The following is a 12,573-nucleotide window of genomic DNA, read 5'->3' on the forward strand; positions in this document are numbered from 1 at the left end:
AAAAAAAATGTCACAACAATCGATTTAACCTTTTGAAGCCCTTCGACAAGCTCAGGGTGACAAATTGTGCAATCAATTGGCTTTTGTTGTGTAAACAAATCTTGATTATCAAACTATAAACAATCAAAATGCACCGTGTCACCCTGAGCTTGTCGAAGGGCAAAACTTCGTACTTCCCACCTCGTACTTTGTACTTCCTAATTCTTATCTTTGCTAAAAACAAATACATCATGCAACACATCATCGACCGCTTCATCAGCTACGTCACTATCGATACCGAATCAGACCCGAATTCAACTACGACACCGAGTACCAAAAAACAATTCGATTTAGCCAATAAATTGGTTGACGAACTCAAAGCCATTGGCATGACGCAAGTCACGATTGACAAACACGGTTATGTGATGGCTACTTTGGCTTCCAATGTGAAACACAAAGTGCCAACGATTGGTTTTGTATCGCACTTTGATACCACGCCAGACTTTACCGGAAAAGATGTCAAACCACAAGTGATTCCGAATTACGATGGTGGTGATATCATTCTGAACAAAGAGCAAAACATCGTTCTTTCGCCTAGTTATTTCAAGGATTTATTGCAATACAAAGGACAAACGTTAATCACGACTAATGGTCTGACGTTATTAGGTGCCGATGACAAAGCCGGTATCACTGAAATCATGACCGCGATGGAATATTTAATCCAACATCCGGAAATACAACACGGGAAAATCAGAGTGTGTTTTACACCCGACGAAGAAATTGGTCGTGGTGCTGATTTGTTTGACGTAAAGAAATTCGGCGCCGACTGGGCTTACACCATGGACGGCAGTCAGATAGGCGAATTGGAATATGAAAACTTCAACGCCGCCGGTGTGAAAATTACCTTCAAAGGCAAATCGGTACATCCGGGTTATGCCAAAGGGAAAATGATCAACTCGATGTTGATTGCGAATGACTTCATCAATGAATTACCAAAAGGCGAAACACCACAAGAGACCAAAGGTTACGAAGGATTCTTTCACGTAACGGGTTTAACAGGCAGCATTGAGGAAACCAAATTGGAACTCATCATTCGCGACCACGACATGAAGAAATTCATCAAGCGCAAAGAATTGATACACAAAATCACCAAGAAATTCAACAAAGCGTTTAAAAAGCAATTTGGCGAAGACATTGTCATCTGCGAAATCAAAGACCAATACTACAACATGAAGGAAAAAGTAGAACCGGTGATGTTCATTGTAGATTTGGCCGAAAAAGCGATGAAATCTTTGGGCATCAAACCTTTAATCAAACCGATTCGCGGTGGTACGGACGGTTGTCGTTTGTCGTATATGGGATTGCCGTGTCCGAACATCTTTGCGGGTGGTCACAACTTCCACGGCAAGTATGAATACGTTCCCGTAGAAAGCATGCAAAAAGCGGTAGAGGTGATTGTGAAGATTGCAGAGTTGACGGCAACGACTGACTTTACGAAGAAAGAAAAGAAGGAGAAAAAAGAGAAGAAGGCTAAGAAGAAATAAGTACGAAGTACAAAGTACTAGGTACGAAGTGGGTGTGAAATCTTAATAAGTAACATGAAAGAAGATAAAAATCCTTGGATGAAAAACGACCAATGGACCGAGGAAGTCGGTTTGTTGCGTGCTATCGTTTTGAAAACCGAATTGGTGGAAACCAATAAATGGGGTGGCGAAGTGTACACAGTGAATAACAAAAACGTGTTGGGCATTGGAAGTTTTAAAAACTACTTTGCTTTGTGGTTTTTCAATGGTGTTTTTCTGAAAGATGAAGCTCAGGTTTTGGTCAATGCCAATGAAGGCGTAACGAAAGCATTGAGACAATGGCGTTTTACTTCGGCTAATGAAATCAATGAGAAATTGATTTTGCAATACATCAACGAAGCCATCGCCAATGAAAAAGCAGGTTTGTCTATCAAACCCGAAAAGAAAGAAGCAATGCAATGTGATTTCTTTCAGGCAGCGCTTGATAATAACAAAGCCTTAAAAACCGCTTTGGAACAACTGACGCCTTTCAAACAAAAAGAATACTGGGAATACATGGCGACTGCTAAGCAGGAGAAAACTAAAGTTACTCGCTTGGAGAAAATCACGCCGATGATTTTGGAAGGAAAAGGATTTAACGATAAATACAGGAAGTAAGTTAGAAGTACGAGGTACGAAGTAAAAAAGGTTTAAAATAAAAAATCCCAAATTCCAATAAAGGAGTTTGGGATTTTACTTTGTACTTCTTATTTCGTACTTTCCTTTAAGCTTTCTTATTCGCAGCAGCAGTCAATTCTAAAGAAATCGCTGAACGCTCAATCTTTAATTTTCCTGACATGGTTTCGATAACGGCTGTACCTTCTGATAACTCAGCGATTTTGCCGTGGAAACCACTTTTGGTGATGATTTTATCGCCTACTTTAAGTCCGGCTTCGAATTCTTTTTCTTGTTTGATTTTCTTTTGTTGCGGTCTGATCATGAAGAAATAGATCACTACAAACACTAATAAAAAAGGTAAAAATTGATTTAATTGTTCCATAATAATTGTTTTGTTTTAGTTCTTTTGAGGAACTTCGATTTTAGTTTTAATTTTCAAAATTTTGCTGCCTTCTTTGGTGTTACTCATAATGGTAACGGTTTTTGAGGTTTCGCCTGATTTGCCTTTGGAATCAAAAGAAACTTTGATTTTACCCGATTCCCCAACTTTGATGGGTGTTTTAGGATACTCAGGAACGGTACAACCACAAGAACCACGAGCCGAGCTAATAATCAAATCGGCTTCACCTGTATTTTTAAATTCGAATTCATACGTTGGTTTGTCCCCTTGTTGGATGGTTCCGAAATCGTGCTCTTCTTCTTCAAATGTAATTACCGGATATTTCCCGTCTGCCGGTACTTTGTAGTTAGGCAATACATTTGGTTTAGGTTCCGCTGCCGGTCGTTGTGCCGAAAGGGTATCTAATGTCACTGCTTTATCGTTTACAGTCTCTTTTTTACAAGCGGTTGTCAACAAGAATAACGCTGCAACAACCAATAAATTCATTCTTTTATTCATAACTGATAATTACATTAAACCTCTACCGGTTTTTTTGATTTTGTCTTCGTTTTGGAATTCTTTGACCAAATTATCTAAAATTCCGTTGATAAAAATACTGCTTTTTGGGGTAGAATATTCTTTGGCAATTTCCAAATACTCATTAATGGTCACTTTAACCGGAATAGACGGGAATTTCAAGAACTCACAAATCGCCATTTTCAAAATGATGGTATCAATTTCGGCGATTCGGTCGGCATCCCAATTGGGCGTTTTGTCGATGTATTCTTTGGCCAATTCAATTTCGTTTAAAACCGTTTTGCGGAATAAATTACCCACAAATTCTTTGTCCTCTTCGTCTTTGTAAAGCTTGACTACTTTGAACTCGCTTTTCTCTGAAAATTGTTTCAACTGTTTCTGAATTTGGGTATTCACCACCGGAATATCATCCGTCCAGGTCAGTTTGTTGTCTTCCAAATATTCGTAGAGCTTTTCGTTGGGTGCAATCAATTCGGTGAACATATCCAACACGAACTGTTTGTCTTCCTCAAAAGTATTGTTGCGATTGCTCATGTATTTGGCATACAAGTCACTTTGTTTGATGTCATTGAGCAAAATCAAAATATAATCATCGTTCAAGGACCAGTTATTGATTTTTCTTTTCTCCAAGGCAATACTCAACGAACTGTTGTCTTCCAAATGAAGTAAGACCGCATTATTGATAAACTTTTTGTTGGGATTTTTCTCTTCAGGCGTGGCCAAATGTTTTTTGCTGGAAGCTTCCAAAAAAACAATTTCTTTTTTTCTGATTTCTGTCAAAGTCGACAACATGATTAAATACAAATCCTGAATGTTATCAATGCTTTGGATTAAGAATTTCTCTTCTTTCTCCATTTCCTCAGAATTTTTTTGATGCATCGCGTAGATAGATTGCATCACTTTTACTCGAATATGTCTTCTGTTTAACACCTGTAAGAACTTTTAAAAATTAACAAAGCGAAAGAATTTCTTTCGCTTTGCAAAAATAGGAATATTTTAAAACCTAATAATTATTTATTAGCGTTTTCTTTTTTTCTTTGGTCAATTCTGTTTTGCGCAATTTGCATGGCTGCTTGTTGCGTAGTCATGTTATTCACATCTGCAAAATTGAAAATTTCCAAGGTAGTGTTGTAGATATTCTCAGTCATTTTCATGGCTTGGTCTTTACCGTATTTTACGATTTCACCGTAAACATTGATGATACCACCGGCGTTGATTAAGAAATCGGGTGCATAAGCAATCCCTCTTTCTCTTAAAATTTGACCATGAATGGCTTCAACTGCCAATTGGTTATTAGCCGCACCGGCAATTACTTTGGCTTTGATTTTATGAATAGTTTCATCATTAATAGTAGCTCCCAAAGCACAAGGCGAATAGATATCAACGTCAGCGCTGTATAAATCTGCACCGGTGAAAATTTTGGCACCGTATTTAGCCACCATATTTTCCATTTTATCTTGGTGAATGTCGGATACAAAAACTTCGGCTCCTTCTTTTCTTAAGTAGCTGATTAAAGTTTCACCCACGTGACCTGTTCCTTGCACTAATACCTTTTTACCTTCTAAGTTTTCAGAACCGAATTGGTATTTGGCAGCGGCTTTCATTCCCATGTAAACACCGTAAGCTGTAACCGGAGAAGGATTTCCTGAACCACCGATAGATTCGGAAATTCCCGTAACATAATTGGTTACTTTGTGAATTCTGTCCATGTCTTCAGTCGTTGTGCCAACGTCTTCAGCGGTAATGTATTTTCCGCTTAAAGAGTTAACAAACTCTCCGAAACGGGTAATCATTTCTGGAGTTTTATCGATTTTAGAATCGCCAATAATCACTGCTTTTCCGCCACCAAGATTTAAACCTGTGATAGCTGATTTATAAGTCATTCCGCGTGAAAGTCTCAAAACGTCATTTAAAGCTTCCCATTCGTTAGCATAATTCCACATTCTTGTTCCGCCAAGCGCCGGTCCCATAACTGTATTATGAATACCAATAATTGCTTTTAATCCTGTATCTTTGTCATTACAAAAAACAATTTGTTCGTGATTGTCAAAAGAAACTTGACCGAAAACCGGGTCCATTTTTTTTAGCTCGACCGGTGTAGTGATTTCTGAAGTCATAATGAAGTGGTGTTAATTTAAGACTTTCTAAAAAGTCGGTACAAAAATAAAATTTTATTCAATAAAATTCATCGATATCAAGAATAATTAGTAATTTGTTAATAAAATCAATTTAAACAAAGAATATTGAAATTTAACTATTCTCAATTTTTTTAACATAATTTAAATCATAAAGCCCATTTCTTTAAAATAAGCATGAAAGAACTTCAATATTTAAACAAATATTTTGTCAAATACAAATTCCATTTTTTATTAGGAATTTTAATCACTATTGTAGCCCAAATATTCTCTCTTTTCACTCCCAAGCTTATCAGTCAGTCATTTCAAGCGATTGAAGATTTTCACAGCAACAAAATGACAAGCGACATGATCAAAACTGAATTGATTCAAAACGTCCTTTGGATTGTGGGTACCACTTTGATTGCCGGGGTTTTGACTTTCCTGATGCGCCAGACTTTAATCGTAATGTCGCGTCACGTAGAGTTTGATTTGAAAAACGAAGTGTTCCAACATTACGAAGTGTTAGACCAAAATTTTTACAAGCGCAATCGAACCGGAGATTTGATGAACCGCATCAGTGAAGATGTGGCCAAAGTACGCATGTATGTCGGACCCGCGGTAATGTACACCATTAATACCTTTATTCGATTTACCGTAGTGATTATTTATATGTATAATGTATCGCCGTTGCTGACTTTATACACCATATTACCTTTGCCGATTTTATCTTTTATCATCTTTAGATTGAGTACCGAAATCAACAAACGAAGCACGACTTTCCAACAGTATTTGTCCAAGATTTCGAGTTTTACCCAAGAAATTTTCTCCGGAATTCGTGTGGTGAAAGCTTATGCCTTGGAAAAACAGTACCAAGATGAAATTGTTGATTTAGCTAAAGAAAGTAAAACCAAAAGTATGAGTTTGGCGCGGGTGCAATCGCTGTTCGGACCGTTGATGATTGCGCTGATTGGCGTGAGTAACTTGGTTGTGATTTATTTTGGCGGATTGATGTATGTCGAGGGTTCGATTAAAAGTATCGGAACCATAGCCGAATTTATCCTGTATGTCAACATGCTGACTTGGCCTGTGGCTTCTATAGGTTGGGTTTCATCCTTAGTTCAAGAAGCCGAAGCTTCGCAAAAAAGAATCAATGAATTCCTGAAAATTGAGCCTGAAATCAAAAACAAAGCCACTGAAAACACCAATATTCAAGGCGAAATCGAGTTCAAGAACGTAAGTTTTACTTATGAAGATACTGAAATTACAGCACTGAAAAATATTTCCTTTAAAGTTAAAAAAGGAGAAACCTTAGCCATCTTAGGCCAAACAGGTTCCGGAAAGTCGAGTATTTTATCTTTGGTCACCCGTATGTACGACATCAAAGAAGGCCAAATCACCATTGACGGCAAAGCGATAGACCAAGTCAATTTGAATGATTTGCGCAACAGTATCGGCATAGTGCCGCAGGACGCGTTTTTGTTTTCGGATACCATCAAAAACAATATCAAATTCGGTAAAGAAAATGCCACTGATGACGAAGTAATGGCAGCCGCCAAAAATGCCGTAGTTCACGATAACATTATGAATTTCAGCGCCCAATACGAAACCATATTAGGCGAACGAGGAATCACACTTTCAGGCGGACAAAAACAAAGGGTTTCCATTGCCCGAGCGATTATCAAGAATCCGGAAATACTGTTATTTGACGACTGTTTATCAGCAGTAGACACCGAAACCGAAGAGCAAATTTTAAATAATCTTCTCCAAATTTCTAAAGACAAAACCACCATTATTGTAAGTCACCGAGTGTCATCTGCCAAGAATGCCGACAAAATTATCATCCTAGAGGAAGGCCAAATCATACAAGAAGGTTCTCATAATCAATTGGTAAACCAACCGGGGTATTATGCTGAGTTGTATTTGAAACAACTTTCGGAAAAAGAATTAAATTAAATGTTGTTTGGTAACAAAAATTTTACCATTTTTGAACTGTACAGAAACACTATTAATTGACTGAAAGAATATGAGAGAAAATGATATGTTAGAAAAAGATGAGATTTTTTCTAAAGTTTTAAGAGCAGGCAGAAGAACGTATTTCTTCGATGTGAGAGCTACCAAAGCAGACGATTATTACATTACCATTACTGAAAGCAAAAAGTTTACTGAAGAAGACGGTTCATTCCACTTCAAGAAACACAAAATCTATTTGTACAAAGAAGATTTCGCCGCTTTCACCGAAATCCTTGAAGAAATGACCGCTTACGTTTTGAACCACAAAGGCGAGGAAGTAATTTCAGAAAGACACCAAAAAGACTTCAAAAGAGAATACATTCAGGAAACAGCTGAAGAAACGAAAACATCTGAAAAGAGTTTCACTGATATCGATTTTGATGATATATAACTAATAAAGTAATTAGTGACTAGTAGAAAACAAGTCCGAAGCTGAAAAGTTTTGGACTTTTTTTATGCGATTCTCAAACCGTTTTCCACTTTCAAATCTGAAGTCAATAAAACAACTTCATCACCATTGACCGAACCCAAAACCAAACATTCACTCATAAAGTTGCCTATTTGCTTTTTGGGGAAATTAACTACTGCGACAATCTGTTTCCCAATTAAATCCTCTTTCGAATATCTTTTGGTAATCTGTGCCGATGACTTTCTGATACCAATTTCAGCTCCGAAATCAATGACCAACTGATAGGCCGGTTTCCTGGCTCCGGGGAAATCTTTTGCTTCAAGTATTGTTCCGATTCGCATTACTACTTTTTCAAATTCATGCCATAGCAAAGCCTCTTGTGTTGTATTTTCCATAATCTGAATGTTTCTTTACAAAAATAGAACAGGAAACCCAATTTTGTATAGTTTTTATATGGTTCTGTTACTCTTTAAGTTGAATATATTTTATACATTTAGGTTTTAATAAATCATTCCCTGTTTCACGCTATGAAAATTGCTTTATTTACCAATGAATTTCCACCAAATATTTACGGCGGCGCCGGAGTACATATTGATTTTTTGAGTCAGGAATTGGCTCATTTAGGCGAAGTAGAAGTCCGTTGTTTTGGTAACCAAGAAGAAACTATGGCATCCATGAATGTACTCGGAATCCAATCTTCCTTAACCAAACCCGAAGACCACAACAATCCGCATATCAAGATGTTTCATAATTTGAGTAAAAATGTCGAAATGTCGCAGCATACTTTACAAGCCGATGTCATTCATTGCCACACTTGGTACACGCATTTGGCCGGAATCTTTTCGAGAGAATTACTGCAATCGCCGTTAATATTGACGACACATAGTTTAGAAACGCACCGACCTTGGAAAGTAGAACAATTGGGCAACGGTTATTTTTTGTCCCGATGGATTGAACACCATGCTTACAATACTGCCGACGGTATTATTGCTGTCAGCGAACAAATGAAAACCGACGTTATCGAAGCTTATGGTGTTGCTCCCGAAAAAGTAACCGTCATCCACAACGGTATCGATCCTGATTTTTATGCCCCGACATTTGACAATGATTTACTCAAAGAATACGGCATCAATCCCGACATTCCGTTTGTACTGTTTGTGGGAAGAATAACGCGCCAAAAAGGCATTTCGCAATTGATTTCGGCCGCCAAATATTTTAATAAAAATTGTCAAATAGTACTTTGCGCAGGCGCACCGGATACCGAAGAAATCGCCAAAGAAACCGAAGCATTAATAGCCGAACTAAAAGCACAGCGCAACGGAGTAATTCTAATCTCCGAAATGTTACCGCGAGAAAAAATCAAAGTGCTTTACAGTCATGCCCGCGTTTTTGCATGTCCGTCTTTATACGAACCTTTCGGCATCATCAATCTCGAAGCTTTGTCGTGCGAAACTCCCGTTGTTGGCTCCGCCGTTGGCGGTATTCCCGAAATTATAGTCGAAGGCGAAACCGGTTATTTAATTGAGCTCGAAAGCATTTCCCGAACGGATTTCAACCCAAAATATCCGGAAGCTTTCCAACAAAACTTTGCCACCAAAGTCAACCAATTGTTAGAAGATGAACCTTTGGCCACCCAAATGGGCAAAGCCGGCAGAAAAAGAGTTCTGGATAAATTCAGCTGGACTGCCATCGCCAAAACAACATACAATTATTACGAAGAAGTAATCAACAGATTCGAAAAAGAAAAAGCATAATCAAACAACTAAAGCATATTGCAATGATAAATAAAAGCACATTAGCCATTATTTTAGGTGGCGGACAAGGTTCAAGATTAGCACCACTGACACAAACCCGTTCCAAACCCGCGGTTCCGATTGCCGGAAAATACCGTTTGGTAGACATCCCGATTTCCAATTGTATCAATTCTGATATTAAAAGAATGTTTGTCTTGACACAATTCAATTCGGCTTCCTTAAACCAACACATTAAAAACACTTATCACTTTAGCCATTTCAGTACAGCATTCGTAGATATTTTGGCCGCAGAGCAAACGCCGGATAACCCAACTTGGTTCCAAGGCACTGCTGATGCCGTTCGCCAATGCATGCATCACTTTATGAACCATGAGTTTGATTATGCTTTGATATTGTCGGGTGACCAACTGTATCAAATGGATTTTAACGCCATGATCAAAGCCCATCATGATTCCGGTGCTGCGATTTCTATAGCCACTTTACCGGTAACGGCCAAAGAAGCGCCCGAATTTGGTATCTTGAAAACCGATTCCGAAAATTACATTACTTCCTTTATTGAAAAACCTAATGTGAGTTTGTTACCCGAATGGACATCGGAAGTCAGTGAAGAATCTAAAGCAGAAGGCAAACACTATTTGGCCTCAATGGGAATTTATATCTTCAATAAAGAATTGTTGGTCGAGTTGATGAAAAATCCCGACACCAAAGATTTTGGTAAAGAAATTATTCCGCAAGCCATTGGCAAACAAAAAGTATTAAGCTATCAATACGAAGGATATTGGACCGACATTGGAAACATAGATTCTTTCTTTGAAGCCAATTTAGGATTAACCGATGACATTCCGAAGTTCAATCTTTTTGATAATTCGAGCAAAATTTATACCCGCGCCAGGGTTTTACCGCCATCCAAAATTACCGGTGCTTCTACGATAGACAAATCGGTTATAGCAGAAGGTTGTATATTGAATGGTGTAACGGTGGAACATTCGGTTATAGGTATCAGAAGTCGTGTAGGTTTTGGTTCCACCATCCTAAACTCTTATCTGATGGGAAATGATTATTACCAAAACCTGGAAGAAATCAGAACCAATTCGACTCAAGGTATTATCAATATTGGTATTGGTGAAAGATGTTATATCAACAACACCATAGTCGACAAAGACTGTCGCATAGGAAATGATGTCCGACTTAACGGCGGCAAACATTTAGAAGACACCAACAACGATTTATACACCATAAAAGACGGTATAATAGTCGTCAAGAAAGGCGCTATCCTTCCTGATGGTTTTACCGTATAAATAAAAAAAAACACTCTTGAAGAGTGTTTTTTTTTATTACTGCATAGTCAGATAATTGTAAATTTTTTGGCCTTGTGCTTCATTCAAACGGGCTTTGGGCGCCATTCTGGCCACAATCGGTTTCCATTGTTCTGCATTGAAATCACTAGCTTTGTACAAAGAATGACATCTGGCACAACTGTTCTCGTATAGGCTTTTCCCTTCGGCTAATTCGGCGGTCAAGGTAACAGCTGCCTTTACTTCTTCTTTTGGTGTTGCTGCAGTCGGCACACTCGATTTTGAGGCACACGAATAAATAATGGTGGCCAAAACAGCCAATGCTAGTACTTTGTATTTCATAATTATTGGTTTTATTGGTTCAAGTAAATGTAAAGAAAAATCCCAACCGTAAAAGATTGGGATTCTTATTTAATCAAAACTTAAGTTTTATATTATCCTTTAACGTCCATTAATTCTACGTCAAAGATCAAAGTTGCATTGGGCGGAATTACACCACCGGCGCCGCTTGAACCGTAACCTAAATAAGAAGGAATTACAAAACGCGCTTTATCTCCAACTTGCAACAAGGCAATCCCTTCATCCCAACCTTCGATTACATGACCTTTTCCTAATGGGAATTCGATTGGTTTTTTGCGTGGGTAAGACGAGTCGAATGTTTTACCATTTTCTAATTGTCCGGTGTAATGAACCGAAACTGTCTTTCCGGCTTCGGCCTTTTTTCCGTTGCCTTTTTGGATGAACTTGTAACGCAACCCGCTGTCCGTTTTTTCGAAACCGGCGGCAATTTTTTCCATAGCCGCTTCAGCCGCTTTTTTGGCTTCTTCGATTCTTCTTTGTCTGGATCCTTCAAAAGTTCTGAAAGATTCGATGGCATTCCATTTTTGCGCTTCGTCACCTACTCTTACGATTTCAAGGCTTTCGATTATATCGCCTTGGGCAATTTCGTTTACGATATCTTGTCCTTCTACCACATGCCCAAAAACGGTGTGCTTGTCATCTAACCAAGTAGTTGGTACGTGTGTGATGAAAAACTGAGAACCATTAGTTCCCGGACCGGCATTCGCCATAGATAAAACACCCGGTTTGTCGTGTCTTAAATCCACATGAAATTCATCATCAAAATTATAACCCGGACCGCCCGAACCTATACCTTGAGGACAACCGCCTTGGATCATAAAATCGGGGATTACTCGGTGGAATTTTAAGCCATCGTAATAAGGTTTTCCCATAGGTTTGGCCGAATTCTCCAGTTGCCCTTCGGCTAAGCCTACAAAGTTTCCTACTGTTCCCGGGGTTAAATCGTGTGTTAGTTTTACTAAAATCGTCCCTTTGGTGGTGTTGAATTTAGCGTATATTCCGTTTTCCATGGTTTGAATTGTTAAAATTGTGGTGCAAAGTTACTACATTATATTGTAAATTTGGTAACCAAAAACAAAACCATGAGTTCTATTTTCAGTCAAGCTGACAACGATTTAATCATTTCCAGAATCAACCAACTCACTCCAAACAGCAAAGCTTTATGGGGAAAAATGACCGTAGACCAAATGTTGTCACATTGCCAGGCTCCATTGGATTTTGCCTTTGGAAAAACACCAATGAAAGCCAATTTTTTGATGCGTATCATTGGGAAATTAGTTCGGAATAAAATTTTGAATTCCAAAGAATACCAAAAAAACAGTCCTACTGCTCCGGCTTTTATCCGAAAGGAGACTTATGATTTTGAAGCCGCCAAGCAAGGTCTGATTGAGAGAATCAACGTTTTTTCGGAACTGGGTCAGAAAGCCATTAAAACCACCAAACATCCTTTTTTTGGTGAGATGACTTATGAGGAATGGAGCAAAATGCACACCATGCATTTGGACCATCATTTGAGACAATTTGGAGTTTAAAAAAAGAAAAAAAATAGAGAA

At 38.3% G+C, this 12,573-nt stretch carries 14 protein-coding genes; 7 read left to right on the forward strand and 7 right to left on the reverse strand.

Annotated elements, in window-relative coordinates:
- Positions 1–230 precede the first annotated feature (230 nt).
- Both pepT and P7V56_RS12545 read left to right on the forward strand, forming a co-directional pair.
- On the forward strand, positions 231–1,523 hold the full coding sequence (gene pepT / locus P7V56_RS12540; RefSeq protein ID WP_171223357.1) for a peptidase T: 1,293 nt from the start codon (positions 231–233) through the stop codon (positions 1,521–1,523).
- 54 nt (positions 1,524–1,577) lie between these two features.
- Positions 1,578–2,159 (forward strand): YdeI/OmpD-associated family protein, encoded by a 582-nt coding sequence (locus P7V56_RS12545; RefSeq protein ID WP_171223356.1) that lies wholly within the window; start codon positions 1,578–1,580, stop codon positions 2,157–2,159.
- A gap of 106 nt (positions 2,160–2,265) precedes the next feature.
- Here P7V56_RS12545 and yajC read toward each other — a convergent pair whose 3' ends face one another.
- The 4 genes from yajC to P7V56_RS12565 all read right to left on the reverse strand — a co-directional run bounded on the left by yajC (position 2,266) and on the right by P7V56_RS12565 (position 5,192).
- Entirely contained in the window at positions 2,266–2,541 is a 276-nt protein-coding gene (gene yajC / locus P7V56_RS12550) for a preprotein translocase subunit YajC (protein ID WP_171223355.1), read from the reverse strand.
- A 15-nt stretch (positions 2,542–2,556) separates the two neighbouring features.
- Positions 2,557–3,057 (reverse strand): DUF1573 domain-containing protein, encoded by a 501-nt coding sequence (locus P7V56_RS12555; RefSeq protein WP_171223354.1) that lies wholly within the window; start codon positions 3,055–3,057, stop codon positions 2,557–2,559.
- A gap of 9 nt (positions 3,058–3,066) precedes the next feature.
- Positions 3,067–3,972 (reverse strand): transcription antitermination factor NusB, encoded by a 906-nt coding sequence (gene nusB, locus P7V56_RS12560; protein WP_171223382.1) that lies wholly within the window; start codon positions 3,970–3,972, stop codon positions 3,067–3,069.
- 113 nt (positions 3,973–4,085) lie between these two features.
- The gene (locus P7V56_RS12565; protein WP_171223353.1) at positions 4,086–5,192 is read right to left on the reverse strand and encodes a Glu/Leu/Phe/Val family dehydrogenase; all 1,107 of its coding nucleotides are present in this window, start codon (positions 5,190–5,192) and stop codon (positions 4,086–4,088) included.
- A gap of 195 nt (positions 5,193–5,387) precedes the next feature.
- Between P7V56_RS12565 and P7V56_RS12570 the strand changes: the two genes are divergently transcribed.
- Together P7V56_RS12570 and P7V56_RS12575 are read left to right on the forward strand one after the other, a co-directional pair.
- Complete coding sequence (locus tag P7V56_RS12570) at positions 5,388–7,145, forward strand: ABC transporter ATP-binding protein (protein ID WP_171223352.1); 1,758 nt, start codon at positions 5,388–5,390, stop codon at positions 7,143–7,145.
- 70 nt (positions 7,146–7,215) lie between these two features.
- Positions 7,216–7,593 carry a PUR family DNA/RNA-binding protein gene (locus tag P7V56_RS12575; RefSeq protein WP_171223351.1) on the forward strand — a complete coding sequence of 126 codons (378 nt, stop codon included), beginning with the start codon at positions 7,216–7,218 and terminating at the stop codon, positions 7,591–7,593.
- Positions 7,594–7,655: 62 nt separating this feature from the next.
- Here the strand turns inward: P7V56_RS12575 and P7V56_RS12580 are convergent, their stop codons facing one another.
- Complete coding sequence (locus tag P7V56_RS12580; protein ID WP_171223350.1) at positions 7,656–8,006, reverse strand: tRNA-binding protein; 351 nt, start codon at positions 8,004–8,006, stop codon at positions 7,656–7,658.
- Positions 8,007–8,138: 132 nt separating this feature from the next.
- On the opposite strand from P7V56_RS12580, the gene glgA reads away from it, so the two are divergent.
- Both glgA and P7V56_RS12590 read left to right on the forward strand, forming a co-directional pair.
- A complete protein-coding gene (gene glgA / locus P7V56_RS12585) occupies positions 8,139–9,365 on the forward strand; it encodes a glycogen synthase (RefSeq protein ID WP_171223349.1) in 1,227 nt (408 codons plus the stop codon).
- A gap of 23 nt (positions 9,366–9,388) precedes the next feature.
- Positions 9,389–10,663 carry a glucose-1-phosphate adenylyltransferase gene (locus P7V56_RS12590; protein WP_171223348.1) on the forward strand — a complete coding sequence of 425 codons (1,275 nt, stop codon included), beginning with the start codon at positions 9,389–9,391 and terminating at the stop codon, positions 10,661–10,663.
- Positions 10,664–10,699: 36 nt separating this feature from the next.
- Here the strand turns inward: P7V56_RS12590 and P7V56_RS12595 are convergent, their stop codons facing one another.
- Together P7V56_RS12595 and P7V56_RS12600 are read right to left on the reverse strand one after the other, a co-directional pair.
- On the reverse strand, positions 10,700–11,002 hold the full coding sequence (locus P7V56_RS12595) for a cytochrome c (protein WP_171223347.1): 303 nt from the start codon (positions 11,000–11,002) through the stop codon (positions 10,700–10,702).
- 92 nt (positions 11,003–11,094) lie between these two features.
- Positions 11,095–12,030, reverse strand: a complete 936-nt coding sequence (locus tag P7V56_RS12600; RefSeq protein WP_171223346.1) for a peptidylprolyl isomerase — start codon at positions 12,028–12,030, stop codon at positions 11,095–11,097.
- 72 nt (positions 12,031–12,102) lie between these two features.
- Between P7V56_RS12600 and P7V56_RS12605 the strand changes: the two genes are divergently transcribed.
- Positions 12,103–12,552, forward strand: coding sequence for a DUF1569 domain-containing protein (locus P7V56_RS12605; RefSeq protein ID WP_171223345.1), 450 nt, complete (start codon positions 12,103–12,105; stop codon positions 12,550–12,552).
- The last annotated feature ends 21 nt before the right edge of the window (positions 12,553–12,573 follow it).

This window comes from Flavobacterium sp. IMCC34852 (assembly GCF_030643905.1).
Taxonomy (GTDB): Bacteria; Bacteroidota; Bacteroidia; order Flavobacteriales; family Flavobacteriaceae; genus Flavobacterium; species Flavobacterium rivulicola.

Excerpts from the sequence above, each read along its gene's own strand:
- pepT (WP_171223357.1), top strand. The coding sequence starts at position 231 with ATGCAACACATCATCGACCGCTTCATCAGCTACGTCACTATCGATACC.
- P7V56_RS12545 (WP_171223356.1), top strand. The coding sequence starts at position 1,578 with ATGAAAGAAGATAAAAATCCTTGGATGAAAAACGACCAATGGACCGAG.
- yajC (WP_171223355.1), bottom strand. The coding sequence starts at position 2,541 with ATGGAACAATTAAATCAATTTTTACCTTTTTTATTAGTGTTTGTAGTG.
- P7V56_RS12555 (WP_171223354.1), bottom strand. The coding sequence starts at position 3,057 with ATGAATAAAAGAATGAATTTATTGGTTGTTGCAGCGTTATTCTTGTTG.
- nusB (WP_171223382.1), bottom strand. The coding sequence starts at position 3,972 with ATGCAATCTATCTACGCGATGCATCAAAAAAATTCTGAGGAAATGGAG.
- P7V56_RS12565 (WP_171223353.1), bottom strand. The coding sequence starts at position 5,192 with ATGACTTCAGAAATCACTACACCGGTCGAGCTAAAAAAAATGGACCCG.
- P7V56_RS12570 (WP_171223352.1), top strand. The coding sequence starts at position 5,388 with ATGAAAGAACTTCAATATTTAAACAAATATTTTGTCAAATACAAATTC.
- P7V56_RS12575 (WP_171223351.1), top strand. The coding sequence starts at position 7,216 with ATGAGAGAAAATGATATGTTAGAAAAAGATGAGATTTTTTCTAAAGTT.
- P7V56_RS12580 (WP_171223350.1), bottom strand. The coding sequence starts at position 8,006 with ATGGAAAATACAACACAAGAGGCTTTGCTATGGCATGAATTTGAAAAA.
- glgA (WP_171223349.1), top strand. The coding sequence starts at position 8,139 with ATGAAAATTGCTTTATTTACCAATGAATTTCCACCAAATATTTACGGC.
- P7V56_RS12590 (WP_171223348.1), top strand. The coding sequence starts at position 9,389 with ATGATAAATAAAAGCACATTAGCCATTATTTTAGGTGGCGGACAAGGT.
- P7V56_RS12595 (WP_171223347.1), bottom strand. The coding sequence starts at position 11,002 with ATGAAATACAAAGTACTAGCATTGGCTGTTTTGGCCACCATTATTTAT.
- P7V56_RS12600 (WP_171223346.1), bottom strand. The coding sequence starts at position 12,030 with ATGGAAAACGGAATATACGCTAAATTCAACACCACCAAAGGGACGATT.
- P7V56_RS12605 (WP_171223345.1), top strand. The coding sequence starts at position 12,103 with ATGAGTTCTATTTTCAGTCAAGCTGACAACGATTTAATCATTTCCAGA.